Consider the following 15,711-nt stretch of genomic DNA (forward strand, 5'->3'; position numbering starts at 1 on the left):
TATCGGTGCAGTAACAGTCAGGCCAGATAACATCGGCTTTATCTGCACGTGCGGCTGGCCCTAGGACCGATACGAGCAAACCCAGTAAAAAAGCATGTCTCATAGCCCTAACATAGCGGATTTCCGCGAAATTGTCACTTATTGCTTGACCTGCGGCCTGACGCGGGTGATTTCACGCCTATGATCCCAATTGTAAAACTTGAACAGATTAAGCAGCGGTTTGCCTACATAGAGGCAAAAATGTCCGAAGGCGGTGCAGGCGACGATTTCGCAGCACTGTCCAAAGAGTATTCCGACCTGCGCCCAGTGGTCGATAAAATCCAGCAGTATCAAACGCTTTTGCAGGATATTGCCGAGGCTAAGGATATGATGTCCGACCCCGAAATGCGCGAACTGGCAGCCGAGGAGTTGCCAGGCTTGCAAGACAGTCTTCCGGGATTGGAACATGCGGTGCAACTGACCCTGATCCCCAAGGATGAAGCGGATGAGCGTTCAGCCATCCTAGAGATTCGGGCTGGAACAGGCGGGGATGAAGCGGCCCTTTTTGCGGGTGATCTGATGCGCATGTATCAACGCTATGCCGAAGGCGCGGGCTGGAAGTTCGAGTTGATGGAGGAAAGTGCAACCGAACTGGGCGGCCTGCGCGAAGCGATCATTAACGTCAAAGGGCAGGGGGTCTTTGCCCGAATGAAATTCGAAAGCGGTGTACATCGCGTGCAGCGGGTTCCTGTCACGGAAAGTGGCGGACGGGTGCATACTTCGGCGGCTACGGTGGCGGTTCTACCTGAAGCCCAAGAGGTGGATATCGACATTCCCACCACGGATATTCGCATTGATACCATGCGGGCCTCGGGGGCGGGCGGGCAGCATGTGAACACCACGGATTCCGCCGTGCGGATCACCCATATTCCTACAGGAATAATGGTCGTCAGCGCCGAAAAATCCCAGCACCGCAATCGCGAAATTGCCATGCAGGTGTTGCGCACACGGCTTTACGATCTTAAACGCCAGCAGGCTGATGATGAACGGGCGGCCAGTCGCAAAGGGCAGGTTGGCTCTGGCGATCGCTCTGAACGCATACGCACCTATAACTTCCCACAAGGACGCATGACCGACCACCGCATTAACCTGACGCTCTATAAACTGGATCAGGTGATGCAGGGGGATCTTGATGAAATTATCGACGCGCTGATTGCAGATGATCAGGCGGCGCGTCTGTCGGATATGGACCCATGATCCAGACAGCTTCCATGGTGTTGCGCAATGGAACGCGGCTTTTGAGTGCTGCAATTGGCGATGGTGCCAGCCGCGATGCCCGTATTTTAATGGCTCATATGATGGGGGTTGAAACGGATCGCCTGACGGTGGAACTATCCCGTATGATCACACCGACACAGGTTTCGCAGTTCGAGCATATGATCAAACGCCGCGCCATGAGCGAGCCGATTTCCCATATCACTGGCAAGCGGGCCTTTTGGAAGCACGACTTCAAGGTCAGCGCAGATGTGCTGGACCCGCGCCCTGAAACCGAAACTTTGGTAGAGCTGGCCCTTACCGGTGCAGCACCCGAAACCATCCTTGATCTTGGCACGGGGTCAGGGTGTATTTTATTGTCCCTTCTGGGGGAATTTCCCGATGCACAGGGGGTTGGCACGGACCTGTCTGACGCTGCTTTGCAAGTGGCGCATCAGAATGCCGTGCGTTTGAACCTAAGCAATCGTGTGACCTTTCAAACCGCAAATTGGTTTGACGGAGTCGCTGGCCGCTTTAATCTTATCGTCAGTAATCCGCCTTATATTACTGCCAAAGAAATGGAATCGCTGTCTACGGATGTACGTGATTTTGAACCCCATCTGGCGCTGACCCCTGGCGGGGACGGTTTGGCGGCCTATCGCAGTATTGCGTCGGAACTGGCTGGTTTTATGGCCCCTGACGGGCGGGCCTTGTTTGAAATTGGCTATTTGCAAGGCAAAGATGTCGTGGATATTTTTTCAGCTGCCGGTTTTGGCGCGGTCAGCCTGCACAAAGATTTGGGCGGGCAGGATCGTGTGGTGGCTGTTTCTGGCCCGAAAAACAGATGAAATCAGAAAAATAACGCCGAACAACTGGATTTTAACGTATTTACGCTTGTCATAGGAAGCGGACCCATTGTACTTTAGCCCATCGGATGATGGAACCGCTCGGTTCTCATCCCCTAGCATCCAAATAGGCATCTGGACTTTAGGTCTTTCTTAAGACTGCAAAAATCAAAGACGAAAAAGGGTACTCAGATCATATGAGATCTTCTAGCAAATCGCGCTCGCGCAACAAAAACCGTTCCAGCCGTTCCAATCTTGGGAATGTGGTCAATCGGGTGTTCGACAGTTCCGGCCCCGAGGGAAAGGTTCGTGGTACGCCACAGCAGATTATTGAGAAATATCAGACCTTGTCGCGGGATGCGCAACTGTCTGGCGACCGTGTAGCCGCCGAGAATTTTTTACAACACGCTGAACATTACGTGCGTATGTTGGGTGAAGCACAGCGCGAAATGGATCAACGTCGGGATCAACAAGAATCCCAACGTCAGAACCAGCAAAACAACCAGAACAATCAGTCAAATAACCAGAATAATCAGAACAACCAACCGGCGCAAAATTCGCAGAACAATCAGCAGAATAACCAGCCGAACCCCCAACAAAACAATCAACAGCCCAGCCAGAACAACCAGCCACAGGACAAGAAACCTGTGCAGCATCCGCCAGCTGTGGATGCGTCTGGCGAACAGCCGACTATTCCTGAAACGGCTGATCTGTTCCCGGGACAAGATGACAGCAATCTGGTGGAAACACCTGAAAGTAAGCCCGCTAAACCTGTGAAAAAGCCTGCCCCGCGCAAGCGTGCGCCTGCCAAGCCCAAAGTCAAACCGGTGTCAGACGCTGCAGAAACTGCAACGGATGCAGCGCCGGCACTTGCGGATACTGCCGAAACCAAAGCCGCCGAATAATCTGTTTATTGTGATTTAAGAAGTTGGCTCAGGGCGCAAAACTGCTCTAGGCCAATTTCTTCGGCACGTTGTGTGGGCTTGATCCCTGCGGCAATCAACCGATCCTCTAGATCAGGCGCCAGCCCCTTTAGACTGGCCCGCAACATCTTGCGCCGCTGGCCAAATCCTTTGGCCACGGTGCGTGACAGCCAGACCGCATCAGCGGGAAAGCGGGGTTGTTCTAACCGTTCCAGATGCACCACTGCCGATGTCACTTTCGGCGCGGGGGTAAAGGCAGAGGGCGGTATTTCCATTACTATCTTTGGATCACTGCGCCATTGCGCCAGTACAGACAGGCGGCCATAGGCTTTGGAGCCCGGTTTCGCCACGATCCGCTGCGCCACTTCTTTTTGGAACATCAGGGTCAGGGATTGCCAGAATGGCGGCCATTCTGCGGGTGACAGCCAGCGGGTCAACAGCTCTGTTCCCACGTTATAGGGTAGGTTAGACACAATCCGCACGGGGGCTGTCAGGTGCTCCCAGGGGTCAATCTGAAGGGCATCGCCTTGAATAACGGTTAGCTTGCCATCGTAGTGATCCGACACCTCTGCCAGCGCGGGCAGGCACCGTTCGTCTTGTTCAATTGCTACCACTTTGCGCGCGCCTTCAAACAGCAACGCGCGGGTCAGTCCACCGGGGCCAGGGCCAACTTCCAATATATCACAGGCCGACAGGTTTCCTGCTTGGCGGGCGATCTTACCTGTCAGGTTCAAATCCAGCAGAAAATTCTGCCCCAGTGATTTTTTAGCCCGCAGTTCAAAGGTGTTGATCACCTCGCGCAGGGGGGGCAGTCCATCAAGGCTTAGCGTCATATTGTGCTCTCGCGTTGGCCATGTCGCGCGCGCGGCGCAGGGCTTCGATCAGGGAGGTGGCTTCGGCAGTGCCCTGGCCAGCGATGCCAAAAGCGGTGCCGTGATCAGGCGAGGTGCGAATAAAAGGCAGCCCCAGTGTCACGTTCACGCCAGCGGAAAAATTCAATGTTTTGATCGGGATCAGCGCCTGATCATGGTACATGCAGATGGCCACGTCATATGTTTCACGCGCGGCGGGGTGGAACATGGTGTCTGCGGGCAGGGGGCCGCTGATGTCGATACCTTCAGTGCGCAATTGGTTCAGGACAGGCGTAATCAATTCGATTTCTTCGCGCCCCATCACACCGCCTTCGCCAGCATGCGGGTTCAGCCCCGCCACAGCAATGCGCGGCGCTGTCAGGGCAAAATCGCGGATCAGGGCGTGGTGTGTGATACGGATCGTGTCGGCCAGCAGATCAGGCGTCAGTTCGTGTTTTACCTGTTCTAGAGGGATGTGAATGGTGACAGGCACCACCGACAGTTCAGGTGCTGTCAGCATCATAACCGAGCGGTCAACCTTGCCCAGTTCTGCCAAGAATTCAGTGTGCCCAGGGTGCGCAAAGCCAGCGCCTTCGATCAGGACTTGTTTGCTGATGGGGTTGGTACAGACCGCGCTGGCCAAACCGGTTTGTGCAAAGCCGACGGCCAGTTTGATGGATGAAATCACTGCGGGTGCATTGGCGTGGTCAGGTTGGCCAGCAGTTACTTCGGCGGCAAAAGGCAGGGGCAGTAAAGGCAGCCCGTGGATCATGGCTGCCGCTGCCTCTGCGGGCGCAGAAATTTTGATGCTGTTTGGAAAATGACGCGGATCGCCAATCACAAAAAAGGTCAATTCCCCTTTCAACGCGGCCCAAGCCGCCTGTGTGATTTCCGGTCCTATACCTGCGGGATCGCCGCTGGTCAGCGCAATGGGCAAGGTCATGGGTAAACGATGACCGCATCGCCTTTCAGCTCTTGCAGATACCCTTGGCCAAGGCCGCCGATCCGTTGGCTGAACAAGCCATTGCGGATGTTTTCGCGTGCGCCTTCAGGCAGATCGCGCAGACGGTCGCATAGCATGACAACGGTCAAAGTGCCCGCGCTATTGGGGTAATAGCTGGCCTCATTTCGATCCAGCCCTGCCAATGTGATCGCCACTTGGTCCGGAACCGCGCGGATGTCTTCGGAATGATCCACAAAGCCCGGAATGGCAAACCGTTCAGATTGGGCGCGCAAATCGGGGCAGGTGTCCACGTCGTTGATCAGCTTTTGGGCGTCACTGGTCAGGCGGTCTGATCCGGGTTCGCCTGGCACATCAACGGTAACATAGGTCACGGATACCACCTGTTCACTTGACGGTGGATCATCACGCACGCCGCGCAGTTGGAACAATCCAACTGTTGCACCAAGGGTCACGGGGGCCGTGACTTCGCCCGGTTGCAGTGCCATGATCTGCCCTGCAAGCGCGGCTGGCAATTGCGCAACAGGCAACCAATCCAGACGTCCGCTGCGGGCCCGACTGGGGGCGCGGGAATATCGCCGCGCAGCGGATGCAAAAGCCGCTTCGGACTGAATGGATTTGGACAGTTGATCGGCGAGTTCCAAGGTTTGTTCATCGCCGCGCTGGTCCAGTGGCAGGCGAATTTCCGAGAAGAGAATGGATTGTTGCGCCTGACCGGAAATAAGGTTCAGGGTCGTGTCGATTTCATCCTCTGATACAGAAGCGCGGGCGCCGAAACGGGCTTGCACAAGGTTGCGCCACAACAGGCCAGCGCGCACAAAATCTTGCATGCTTTCTTTGGCAGCCCCCCGTTGCGCCACAAATTGATAAAGCTGTTCGCCCGTCAAATTGGCACGGCCAGCGAATTCATCTACCCCAGCCTCGATCTCTTCTTCGGTAACCTGCAGGCCCGCACTTGCGGCGGCTTGTAGCCGAAGGCGGTCTTCAACAAGTTGTTCCTTCGCGGTTTTTGACAAATCACCAGTGGTGCCAAAAGCTTGCAGCAACAAGACCCGCTGGTTGACTTCAAAATTCGTGACCACGCGGTCATTGACCCGAATGGCCACACCATATGGATTGTTGCTTTGTGCATTAGACGGGGTTGTCACCGCCATCAGACCTGCAATCAAAGTCAGTGCCAATGATTTCATATTCACCACCTGAACTACCCGTTTAACGCCGCACATCTGTGCGCATATTTCTTGTTTCGCTTTTTATTGCCAAGTCCAGCCAGTTCAACGGACAAGCCAATTTCTCGCGTTGTTCTTTCGATACCAGACCCTTCGTATTGAAGCGAGAGTGAAAGGTCCACGGCAACACATTCGTTTTCGTAGCGCACGCCAAATTCACCGCTGGTCGAATGACCGGTTTCCAGATTTTGACGCCATTCCCCAGAATAGCTCCAATAATCGTTGTAGCGATAGACCATTGCAAGCGCGGCTTCATGGGTGGGGTCACTAAATCCGGCCACGACATCCTGTTCAAGATAGATATAGGTGGCCTCTGCCGAAACCCGGTTGAAATCCATTGTCAGACGGGTTTCATTCTTGCTGATATCAAAATCTTCATCAAACAAGGTGCTGTTAAGAATATCAAAATTATCCAGATAAGACACGCTGATCGCGCTGACATAGTCTGAATTTCGCCCGTCCAGCCCCGTTCCCGCAGCGAACTGGTTCAAATCCTTTGCCCGAAAAATCCGCCCCAGCGTGACACCATAGGTCCAGCCTTTGGGATTGTAGCGGGTGTAGGACACACCCACATTGGCCCGCGCGCCCCGTTCTGACGCATCAAATCCAGGGAAGTGATTGTAGGAAAATAGGTTAGTTTCTTCAAATTCCACCTGCACGCTGTCCTCGTTCACATTCGAGCGTGCTTTATCAGGGGACCAGACCAATTGTATCCGTGGTTCGATTATATGGGTAACGGACCCGTTCTGACGCGACAAAGGCCAGCGCAGATCTACAGCCGTTGTGGGGATAAATTCCGAAGAGGTCCCATCTGCGAAACCCGCAATGCCTTCGGTTAGATAGTAGCTGCCCGCAACACCTGCATAGGCTGAAACGATCAACCCGTTGCGCAGGGTCCAGTCTTTTTGCCACTCAGCCACCAGCCCCGCCCGCGAGAATTCACTGTCATCTTCGCGCAGCAGGGTGACGGATTGCGCGGTCAGGGACATTTTGCCGCCAAACACCGGATCAACCCAGTTTTTGTGGGCATAGACCTCTGGGAAGACAAGCGGGATTTCCTGATCGACCTCATTGGTGCGCAAACTTTGGATATAGGATGTGCTGACGCTGACATATGATGTTTCGCGCGTACGGCGCAGGGTCAGGAATGATGTCAGCCGGTCTTCGTCCTCTACGCCGATGCCATAATCATCGCGAAAGCTATCGTCAGAGGCGATTTCAATGCCGAATTCCAATTCGATGTCGTGTTTAAGCTGGAACAAACCGGTGGCCGACAAGGATGAGCGGTTCTGGTGCTGTGACAGGGAATCTTCCAGCGTCACATAGGAGTCGATTTCGAAATACCCGCGTTTGACCTGACGGCGGTATTCGGGGTTCAGCAGAAAGCTGCCCTTGGTATAGACCTGTGTTGTCAGGGTCAGATCGGCGTGATCGCCCAAGGTCCAGTAATACGGCACTTCGATGCCATATCCCAAAGTGTTTGAAGATGAAAACTTTGGCACCAGCATGCCTGTGGCCCGATCAACACCGGGTTCGGGAACACGCAGATTTGGCACATAGGCCACTGGAATCCCAAAGGCATCGAGCGTTGCATTTTCAAAATACAACTGGCGGGCCTGTTCGTCATGGATCACGCGGCGGGCGCGGATTTTCCAGAAGGGAACAGGGTATTTGGCACAGACCTGACAACTGGTCACCACCACTTTGTCGAGAACTTTGAACTTGCCGTCCTGACGGTGCATTTGCTGGCTGACCAGTTGCAATTGCTGTTGGATCAACAGTTCTGCCCCTTTGATCAGACCGTTTTCCAGATCAGTGTCCAGTTCGGCACCTGCCGCGCGGGTGACCACATCGGCCCCGTCGGTCAGGGTCATGGTTCCGGGAACAGACAGGTGTTTGTTACGCTGGTCATAAACCAGTCGGTCCGTCGCCAGCACTTGGGTGCCGCGAAACACCTGCACATTGCCCGATGCGATCAACACACCACTGGCGGGATCAAAATCAACTGTATCGGCAATCAGGGAAATCGGGCGGGTTTGATCGACTGTCGCTGGCCCGCCACCGGTTTGTAGACCGCGATTTTGGGCAGATTCTTGCGCTGCAACAGGGGCCGTCACCCCAAATCCAAGCGGGGTGAAACTGGCAAGAAGAAACGCAAAAGCCCAACGGTTCATGTCTTATCCGTCCTCAAATCTGAGGAACAACCCCACGGCAAACAAAAAAGCAGCAAGCGGAGGTGCCCAAGCCGCCGCGAAAACGGGAATCTCTCCCGCTTCTCCAAGAGTCATAGCAAGATTTTGTAGGAAGTAGAGGGAAAAACCACAAATTAGAGCAAGAAACACCGAAACTCCCAAATTCCCCATCCGCGCATTTTTCAAGGTAAAGGCCGCGCCGATGATCATCATCGCCATCAACATCAAGGGGCGTGACAGCTCCATATTGAGGTGAATCCGGTGGGGCAGGGTGGAAAATCCAGCTTCGCCAATAGCGCGGATCGTGCTCCATTTATCCCAAATCGGAACCGACTGGGGCTTTGGATACCCCTCAAGGATTTGTTCGGGCGTAATATCCGTATCAAACCGTCTGATTTCAAAGGTTTCGGATGTGCTTTCGGGGTTTGGCGTGTTGCGATCCGTGTGCCAGAATTTGCCGTTGGTAAAAACCCACTCGCCCTCGCGCAGGATCGCGGTGCGGGAATACAGGCGCGAAACCAATTGACCTTCCACGTCAAATTTCAGTGCAGTGGCACCGCGCAGGCTGGTCCCACGTGAATTTGCGCTTTCCGCATGGATCACCGTATGCCCGTCCAGATCTTTCTGGCGCAACCAGAAGCCGTCTTCGCTGAACGACACCGCGCCGCGATCCGCATTGGTGTAGGTCTCGCGTAAATCATCGTGATGAATAGAGAAAAACGCCGACAAGGGGTTCAAAAATAACATCGCCGCCAGCCCGAGTGCAAAAGCACTGAGCGCCGGTGTTGTCATCGCTTTCAGCGCCGAAACACCCACTGCCCGCGTCACTACAAACTCGTTAGAGCGGGCCAGCCCCACACAAAAGGTCAGCCCCGCCAGCATCACAATGATCGGCATTGCCTGCAAAACCAGTTCGGGTGAACTGAAGGCGGCCAGAAAAGCGGCTTGTGCGAAATCCACACCGTGTTTTGACAGGCTGCGGATGTTTTCCAAGGTTTCGATGACAAAAATCAGCAGGGTCAGCACAGCAAAAACCCGCAAAAAGGCGCCCAGAAACCGCCGTGCAAAATACAAATAAAGCGTCATAAACTGGCCTTTTGCGGAGAGATGATCCCGCGCAATCCTGATTTCCACGGCGCCTGGCCCATGCGGACCATGAATAACACGGCTAAAAAGGCAACTAAAACAGGGACATATATCAAGGGCCAGCTGCCGGTGTCGCTTTCGGCAAAGCCCTGAAACACCCCACGCGCAGAATTGATCGCCACCATAAACACCACCCCAAGCGCGATGCGCAGGAAGAATCCGTTCCGGCTAAAGCCTGCGGACAACAGAACAATCGCCCCCAAAACAGGCACCACAATCGCCAGCAAGGATTTCACAAACCGGTCATGCAATTCCAACGATGCGCCCTCTACGCTGGCAAAGGCAAGATCCCAACTGTACATTTCCCGCGCCGCGACCGTGCGTTCGCCGATATTTTTGGCGAATTGGCTTAGGTCATAACTAAGGCTGTCAAACTGAATAGTGCTTAGCTTACGCGCCTCGGGTTCAAATTGCTGGATAGAACCGTCAAACAGCACCAGTTTTGGCTTGTTTTCCGAGCTTATCAACTGCCCCGAAGCCGCCGTATGCGTGACAATGACTGACTCGTCGCGGCGGTCATTGATCAACACATCGCGCAGATTGCCTTCGGGGGTGGTTTCGCCGAAAAACACCGTCACCCCGTCTGTTGGGCTGGCGAATTCCCCTGCGACGACGAATTGGGTCAGGAATTCCTTGCTGATCTCATGCTGGCGGTTTTGCAGCACAGACAGGGACCAGGGGGTCAGTACATGGGTCAAAATGCTCATCAACAAGAAGCAAATCATCCCAAAGGCGAAAAACGGTACGGTTGCATTGGCAGGCCCATGGCCAACGCCCATGAAAACAACCAGTTCAGCCTCGGAATACAAACGATTGGTCAGATAGATCGCGCAAGCGAATGCGGCGACAGGCACGACAGTTTCGAGAACTTTGGGCAGCAGATAGACTGACAGCTCGGCAAAAACCAAACCGGATTGCCCGTTGCTGACCACAACATCCACAATCCGCAGTGCCTGATTCAGCCACAGAATGCCGCCAAAAATCACGAGGAAAAACAGAAAAGGCCCCACCAATTGGCGCAGAACATATCTGTCGATGCGTTTCACCTGTGTTGACCTCAAATTTCCCCAAGTTCACATGAGTTAAACCATTTTTTCAGGCGGCAACAGACGCAGGTGGTCAAATCGGCTGAAAAACGTTAAATCGAAGGAAAACACGCAAATGAAAAGGGCGTTCAATGACTTCTCCCATCTCTCCTGTCTTCGTGGAAACCAATCTAGACCTGATCGGCGCTTTTGAGGGCAAAATCGTCTGTTTCCTAACGCCTGCGGGCGGGCTTGATCCTTTGGCGCGCCGTGTCAACAAGCTGGCGCGTGGCGTACTGGCGCGGTTCTCCGAATCAGCCGCCTTTGAAGAGATGAAGATCGGCGCGGTTCAGGTGTTGGATTTCCCCGCAAACATCGCCGCAAAAGCGATTGTTATCGTTAAGATCGGCCGCAAGGTCGGGGCCGAGGTTGCACGCAATGCAGGGGCCGAGGCCGCCAAAGCAGTCGGTAAATCCGATGCCATGCTTCTGGCAGGCGCGAACCCTGCTGTGGCCGAGGTCACCCAAGGCTATGTGTTGCGCGCCTATGAATTTTCTGATCATAAGTCTGGCGAAAAAACTGAACAAGGCGGCCTGACCGTTCTGGCCAATAAGGCGGATGAGGTCGAAGCTACCTTCGCAGCCCGCCAAGCGGCCAATGAGGGCGTCTTTATGACCCGCGATTTGGTGAACGAACCCTCTAATATCCTGACCACAACAGAATTCGCCAACCGTTTGGTGGAAATGGAAAAACTGGGCTTAAAAGTCAAAGTTCTGGACGAGGCTGAACTGGAAGAACTCGGTATGCACGCGCTGCTCGGGGTGGGGCTTGGCTCTGAAACGCCAACCAAAATGGTTGTGATGGAATGGAACGGCGGCGGCGATGAAAAACCTTTCGCGCTGGTGGGTAAGGGCGTGGTGTTTGACACCGGCGGCATCAGCATCAAACCCGCGGCGGGCATGGAAGACATGACCATGGATATGGGCGGCGCGGGGGTTGTTTCCGGCGTGATGAAAACGCTGGCGCTGCGCAAGGCCAAGGCAAATGTGGTCGGTCTGGTCGGCTTGGTCGAAAACATGCCAGACGGCAAAGCCCAACGTCCGGGTGATGTTGTGACCTCGATGAAAGGCGACACCATCGAGATCATCAACACCGATGCAGAGGGCCGGTTGGTATTGGCCGATGTGCTGTGGTACGCGCAAAAAACCTATCAACCTGTGGGGATGATCAATTTGGCAACGCTGACAGGCGCCATCATCATCGGTCTGGGCCATGAAAACGCCGGTGTCTTTTCAAACAATGACGGTTTGTGTCGCCAGTTCCTGAAAGCTGCCAACGCCGAAGCCGAGGGCGCGTGGCGCATGCCGCTGGGCGCGGCCTATGATCAACTGATCAAATCCCGCATTGCAGATATGAAAAACACCGGTGGCCGTGCGGCAGGATCTGTCACAGCGGCACAATTCCTGCAACGGTTTGTTGAACCGGATATGCCGTGGATTCACCTGGACATCGCGGGTGTTGCTTCGGTCAAAACCCCAACTCCACTGGCCCCTGCGGGCGCAACAGGCTGGGGCGTTCGGGCGCTTGATCGTTTGATCGCGGATAACTACGAACTGGCAGATGGCTGAGGTCTATTTCTACCACCTGACCCGATCCCGGCTGGATCAGGCCCTGCCTGACCTGCTGGAAAAAGTGCGCGCCAAACCCTGGCGTGCACTGGTGCGGGGCAGGGACATCGAAAAACTGAAGCAGCTTGATACAGCCCTCTGGCAGTATAAAGAGGATTCGTTTCTGGCCCATGGTTTGATCGGCGAAAACCATGATTCGGATCAGCCGATTTTACTGACAAATCAATTAGATAACGTCAATCATGCAGAAATCCTGTTGTTGACGGATGGGGCAAAAACCACCCCTCAGGAAGTCGCGCTTTATACCCGCGTCTGCCTGATGTTCGACGGCAACACGGAAACCGAACTGACCGCTGCCCGTACGGATTGGAAAGCCCTGACAGACGCAGGCGTTCCGGCGCAATATTGGGCGCAAGAAGACGGGCGTTGGACAAAGAAAGCTGAAAAGAAAGCCGATTGAGGCTTTTTAGGTATTTAGGCCCACAAGAAGACGGGCAGGGCGTGGGCTTCAATGTTCCCAAAATACTCAAATCCTAGCGTTTCAGGATCAAACGATCGCCCCGCATAGAGATTTCGGAAAAGCGGTTCAGATACGCCATCCCCAACAAAGATCCGTCCATCTTACCGCCATTGACCGAGGCGCGGACATCATAATCCACCATGTCCCCCAATGCGATCTGGTCCAGCACGGTAGAGGCGGTTTTGACCACTCCGTTGGCCGTATTTGCCCGTCCGATATAAGTCAGTGTGTCTGGATCAATCCCAATTTTCTCAGCATCATCTTGGGTTAAGACAATATCCGTCGCACCTGTATCTACCACAAATGGGATGTTTTTGCCGTTCACTTGCAGGGTCAGATAGAAATGTCCGTCACGGGCACGCTGAACCTCAAATCCTTGGGCGCTTTGTGTGGCGCGGGACGGCATGATCTGCTGTTTTAATGTGTCGGAAAATCCGTAGGCTATGACCACTCCCACAAAAATCAACACCCATATCGCGGCTTGTTGCAAAGTTGTGCTTAGTTTTTGGCGATAGCCGAACAAAAAACCACCACCGATAAACAGCAATAATATCAACAGGTAAAAGAAATAGGCCCGTTCGTCCCCGCTCATACAACGCCCAATCCGTGCATGCCGTCCACCACAAACTGCACTGCCAGCGCGGCCAGCAACATGCCAAGCAAACGGGTCACCACATTGATGCCGACTTTGCCCAGCACCCGTTCCACTGGCCCTGCCAGAAAGAACAGTGCAAGCACCAGCGCCAGTACCAAAACCAATGCGCCGAGAGTGATGCTCAGGGCTTGAATTCTGTCGTCCCCTTGGCCTGCCAGCAAGATAACGGCGGCAATAGAGCCTGGGCCTGCAATCAGCGGGGTGGCCAGTGGGAAGACAGATGGATCAGGGCGATCCGAAGCCTCTGTCTGGTTTTCGCGGCGTTCAGCGCGCTTTTCAAACAGCATATCCACCGCTGTCATGAACAGCAAAACACCACCTGCGATGCGAAACGCGGGCATGCCGATGCCAATGCCTTGCAAGATGCGATCCCCGGCAAAGGCGAATAACAGCAGCACAAACAGTGAAATCCCAGTAGCGCGCAGGGCAATCCCGCGCCGTTCAAGCTTTGTATGGTCACTGGTCAGGGCGATATAGAATGGCAGCAACCCGATGGGGTCGATGATCAGAAAAATCGTAACAAAAGCAGTGACAAACAGGTCGAACGTCATTGGGATTTCGCAAGCTCCAGTTCTTCTGATGCGGCCATCCACAGTTCTTCGGCCCGTTTCAGACCGTCTTTGATTTCGCGGGCTTTGCCTTGCAACAACATTAGTTTATCGCGGTAGACGGGCGTGTAAAGGTCGGGATCGGCAAGCCGTTCTTCGATCTTTGTTTTCAGTTCTTCCAGCTTAGCGACACGGGCTTCACATTTGGCGACTTCAGCCTGTAGCGGGGCTACGGCCTTGCGTTGCACAGCCGCCGGTTTGCGTTTTTCGCGCGGTTTTTTCTTGTCCCCTGCCGCAGCCACACCGCCGCCGCCCCGCTCACTGAGCAGTAGTTTTTGATAGGCGTCGAGGTCTTCGTCAAAGGCGCGAACGTTGCCGTCTTTGACCAACCACAGACGATCCGCCACCATGCCCACCAGATGAGGGTCGTGGCTGACCAGAATGACCGCGCCGTCATATTCCATCAGCGCGCGCACCAAGGCCTCGCGGCTTTCGATGTCGAGGTGGTTTGTCGGCTCATCGAGAATCACCAGATGGGGCGCATCAAGCGTGGCCAGCAACATGGAAAGCCGTGCCTTTTGCCCACCTGACAGTTTTGCCACCAGCGTATCAGCCTGTTCCGGCCCGATCCCGCCTTGTGCCAAACGAGAGCGCAGTTTTGGCGGAGCCAGTTCAGGGCGTTCCCGCGCCAGATGTTGCAGCGGGGTTTCGTCCAGATGCAATTCATCCACCTGATGCTGGGCAAAATAGCCGATCCGCAGTTTGGATGACGATACAATGTCGCCCTTTTGCGGCGCAAGCCGGTCTGCAAACAGCTTTGACAGGGTGGATTTTCCCTGACCGTTTGCGCCAAGCAGTGCGATCCGGTCATCCTGGTCAATCCGCAGGTTCAGCGTGCGCAAAATCGTTGTGTCGCCATACCCCACGTCCACGCCGTCCAGCTTCATGATGGGGGGGGAGAGTTGTTCAGGCGAGGGGAAGTTGAACGCAGCCACGTTGTTTTCGGTGGCCGCCGCAATCGGTTCCATCCGTTCCAGCATTTTCAGCCGAGACTGCGCCTGTTTCGCCTTAGAGGCCTTCGCGCGGAAGCGGTCCACAAAACTTTGCATATGGGCGCGTTCTGCCGTCTGCTTTTTCGCCGCCGCAGCGATTTCGGCGAGTTTAGCCCGCCGAACTGCGTCAAACGTGTCATAATTGCCCTGATAAAGGGTTAATTTCTGATCCATCAGGTGCAGGATCGCCCCGACAGAGCGGTTCAACAACTGCCTGTCGTGTGAAATCACCAGAACGGTATGAGGATATTTCGCCAGATACCCTTCGAGCCAGAGCGTGCCTTCCAGATCGAGATAGTTGGTCGGTTCATCGAGCAGCAGCACGTCAGGTTCGGAAAACAGCACAGCGGCAAGGGCTACGCGCATACGCCAGCCGCCGGAAAAGTCTGCGCAGGGGCGGGCCTGGGCGGCTTTGTCAAAACCAAGACCGTGCAAAATACCAGCGGCCCGGGCCTCGGCGGAATAGGCGTCGATGTCGGACAGGCGGGCGTGCACCTCGGCGATACGGGCGGGGTCGGTTGCGGTCTCTGCTTCTGCCAGAAGTTCGGCCCGTTCGGTATCGGCCATCAGCACTGTATCAAGCAGGCTGTCATCCGAGGCAGGGGCTTCTTGCGCCACGCCGCCGATCCGCGCGCCACGCGGGATTTCTACTGAACCTCCGTCCAGCGCCAATTTGCCGGTAATCAGGTGGAACAGCGTGGTTTTACCCGTGCCGTTTCGCCCCACAAAGCCCACCTTGTGGCCTGTTGGAATCGTTGCAGACGCGCCGTCAAACAAAGGACGGCCCGAAATCGAATAGGTTATATCGGTCAGTTTTAACATGCCTCGCAATGCCCCAGCCATTCGATACTGTCAACAGCCCCTTAAAGGGTGCTTTCCAATAGGGATGTTCCATGCTATCGC

General features: G+C 54.8%; 14 protein-coding genes. 5 read left to right on the forward strand and 9 right to left on the reverse strand.

Annotated features, from left to right (window positions below; translation table 11 throughout):
- Nucleotides 1-180 precede the first annotated feature (180 nt).
- The 3 genes from prfA to GGE09_RS10520 all read left to right on the forward strand — a co-directional run bounded on the left by prfA (nucleotide 181) and on the right by GGE09_RS10520 (nucleotide 2,983).
- Nucleotides 181-1,236 (forward strand): peptide chain release factor 1, encoded by a 1,056-nt coding sequence (gene prfA / locus GGE09_RS10510; protein ID WP_309746076.1) that lies wholly within the window; start codon nucleotides 181-183, stop codon nucleotides 1,234-1,236.
- Nucleotides 1,233-2,081: a peptide chain release factor N(5)-glutamine methyltransferase gene (gene prmC, locus GGE09_RS10515; protein ID WP_309746077.1), complete on the forward strand. Its 849-nt coding sequence runs from the start codon at nucleotides 1,233-1,235 to the stop codon at nucleotides 2,079-2,081. Before prfA ends, prmC begins: the two co-directional genes overlap by 4 nt.
- A gap of 194 nt (nucleotides 2,082-2,275) precedes the next feature.
- A complete protein-coding gene (locus tag GGE09_RS10520; protein ID WP_309746078.1) occupies nucleotides 2,276-2,983 on the forward strand; it encodes a DUF4167 domain-containing protein in 708 nt (235 codons plus the stop codon).
- Between the two features lie 5 nt (nucleotides 2,984-2,988).
- Here the strand turns inward: GGE09_RS10520 and rsmA are convergent, their stop codons facing one another.
- From rsmA to lptF, 6 genes are read right to left on the reverse strand one after another with little or no spacing between them, the layout of a single operon-like run.
- A complete protein-coding gene (gene rsmA, locus GGE09_RS10525) occupies nucleotides 2,989-3,834 on the reverse strand; it encodes a 16S rRNA (adenine(1518)-N(6)/adenine(1519)-N(6))-dimethyltransferase RsmA (RefSeq protein WP_309746079.1) in 846 nt (281 codons plus the stop codon).
- On the reverse strand, nucleotides 3,818-4,795 hold the full coding sequence (gene pdxA, locus GGE09_RS10530; RefSeq protein WP_309746080.1) for a 4-hydroxythreonine-4-phosphate dehydrogenase PdxA: 978 nt from the start codon (nucleotides 4,793-4,795) through the stop codon (nucleotides 3,818-3,820). The genes rsmA and pdxA overlap by 17 nt, the downstream gene beginning before the upstream one ends.
- Nucleotides 4,792-6,003 (reverse strand): peptidylprolyl isomerase, encoded by a 1,212-nt coding sequence (locus GGE09_RS10535; protein WP_309746081.1) that lies wholly within the window; start codon nucleotides 6,001-6,003, stop codon nucleotides 4,792-4,794. Before GGE09_RS10535 ends, pdxA begins: the two co-directional genes overlap by 4 nt.
- A 14-nt stretch (nucleotides 6,004-6,017) precedes the next feature.
- The gene (locus GGE09_RS10540; protein WP_309746082.1) at nucleotides 6,018-8,216 is read right to left on the reverse strand and encodes an LPS assembly protein LptD; all 2,199 of its coding nucleotides are present in this window, start codon (nucleotides 8,214-8,216) and stop codon (nucleotides 6,018-6,020) included.
- A 3-nt stretch (nucleotides 8,217-8,219) separates the two neighbouring features.
- Nucleotides 8,220-9,320: an LPS export ABC transporter permease LptG gene (gene lptG, locus GGE09_RS10545; protein WP_309746083.1), complete on the reverse strand. Its 1,101-nt coding sequence runs from the start codon at nucleotides 9,318-9,320 to the stop codon at nucleotides 8,220-8,222.
- The gene (gene lptF, locus GGE09_RS10550; protein ID WP_309746084.1) at nucleotides 9,317-10,426 is read right to left on the reverse strand and encodes an LPS export ABC transporter permease LptF; all 1,110 of its coding nucleotides are present in this window, start codon (nucleotides 10,424-10,426) and stop codon (nucleotides 9,317-9,319) included. The genes lptG and lptF overlap by 4 nt, the downstream gene beginning before the upstream one ends.
- A 131-nt stretch (nucleotides 10,427-10,557) precedes the next feature.
- On the opposite strand from lptF, the gene GGE09_RS10555 reads away from it, so the two are divergent.
- Together GGE09_RS10555 and GGE09_RS10560 are read left to right on the forward strand one after the other, a co-directional pair.
- Nucleotides 10,558-12,033, forward strand: coding sequence for a leucyl aminopeptidase (locus tag GGE09_RS10555; RefSeq protein ID WP_309746085.1), 1,476 nt, complete (start codon nucleotides 10,558-10,560; stop codon nucleotides 12,031-12,033).
- Entirely contained in the window at nucleotides 12,026-12,493 is a 468-nt protein-coding gene (locus GGE09_RS10560; RefSeq protein WP_309746086.1) for a DNA polymerase III subunit chi, read from the forward strand. Before GGE09_RS10555 ends, GGE09_RS10560 begins: the two co-directional genes overlap by 8 nt.
- A gap of 73 nt (nucleotides 12,494-12,566) precedes the next feature.
- Here the strand turns inward: GGE09_RS10560 and GGE09_RS10565 are convergent, their stop codons facing one another.
- From GGE09_RS10565 to GGE09_RS10575, 3 genes are read right to left on the reverse strand one after another with little or no spacing between them, the layout of a single operon-like run.
- A complete protein-coding gene (locus tag GGE09_RS10565) occupies nucleotides 12,567-13,145 on the reverse strand; it encodes a TIGR02281 family clan AA aspartic protease (protein WP_309746087.1) in 579 nt (192 codons plus the stop codon).
- Nucleotides 13,142-13,759 carry a MarC family protein gene (locus GGE09_RS10570; RefSeq protein ID WP_309746088.1) on the reverse strand — a complete coding sequence of 206 codons (618 nt, stop codon included), beginning with the start codon at nucleotides 13,757-13,759 and terminating at the stop codon, nucleotides 13,142-13,144. Before GGE09_RS10570 ends, GGE09_RS10565 begins: the two co-directional genes overlap by 4 nt.
- Entirely contained in the window at nucleotides 13,756-15,630 is a 1,875-nt protein-coding gene (locus GGE09_RS10575) for an ABC-F family ATP-binding cassette domain-containing protein (RefSeq protein ID WP_309746089.1), read from the reverse strand. The genes GGE09_RS10570 and GGE09_RS10575 overlap by 4 nt, the downstream gene beginning before the upstream one ends.
- Between the last annotated feature and the right edge of the window lie 81 nt (nucleotides 15,631-15,711).

Origin of the sequence: Roseobacter sp. N2S (assembly GCF_031454055.1) — a bacterium.
In the GTDB taxonomy this organism is placed as follows: Bacteria; Pseudomonadota; Alphaproteobacteria; order Rhodobacterales; family Rhodobacteraceae; genus Amylibacter.

Bases quoted from the DNA above. Each gene is read 5' to 3' on its own strand.
- GGE09_RS10520 (WP_309746078.1), top strand. From the start codon at position 2,276: ATGAGATCTTCTAGCAAATCGCGCTCGCGCAACAAAAACCGTTCCAGC.
- prfA (WP_309746076.1), top strand. From the start codon at position 181: ATGATCCCAATTGTAAAACTTGAACAGATTAAGCAGCGGTTTGCCTAC.
- lptG (WP_309746083.1), bottom strand. From the start codon at position 9,320: ATGACGCTTTATTTGTATTTTGCACGGCGGTTTCTGGGCGCCTTTTTG.
- GGE09_RS10570 (WP_309746088.1), bottom strand. From the start codon at position 13,759: ATGACGTTCGACCTGTTTGTCACTGCTTTTGTTACGATTTTTCTGATC.
- GGE09_RS10575 (WP_309746089.1), bottom strand. From the start codon at position 15,630: ATGTTAAAACTGACCGATATAACCTATTCGATTTCGGGCCGTCCTTTG.
- pdxA (WP_309746080.1), bottom strand. From the start codon at position 4,795: ATGACCTTGCCCATTGCGCTGACCAGCGGCGATCCCGCAGGTATAGGA.
- rsmA (WP_309746079.1), bottom strand. From the start codon at position 3,834: ATGACGCTAAGCCTTGATGGACTGCCCCCCCTGCGCGAGGTGATCAAC.
- GGE09_RS10540 (WP_309746082.1), bottom strand. From the start codon at position 8,216: ATGAACCGTTGGGCTTTTGCGTTTCTTCTTGCCAGTTTCACCCCGCTT.
- GGE09_RS10555 (WP_309746085.1), top strand. From the start codon at position 10,558: ATGACTTCTCCCATCTCTCCTGTCTTCGTGGAAACCAATCTAGACCTG.
- GGE09_RS10565 (WP_309746087.1), bottom strand. From the start codon at position 13,145: ATGAGCGGGGACGAACGGGCCTATTTCTTTTACCTGTTGATATTATTG.
- GGE09_RS10535 (WP_309746081.1), bottom strand. From the start codon at position 6,003: ATGAAATCATTGGCACTGACTTTGATTGCAGGTCTGATGGCGGTGACA.
- GGE09_RS10560 (WP_309746086.1), top strand. From the start codon at position 12,026: ATGGCTGAGGTCTATTTCTACCACCTGACCCGATCCCGGCTGGATCAG.
- prmC (WP_309746077.1), top strand. From the start codon at position 1,233: ATGATCCAGACAGCTTCCATGGTGTTGCGCAATGGAACGCGGCTTTTG.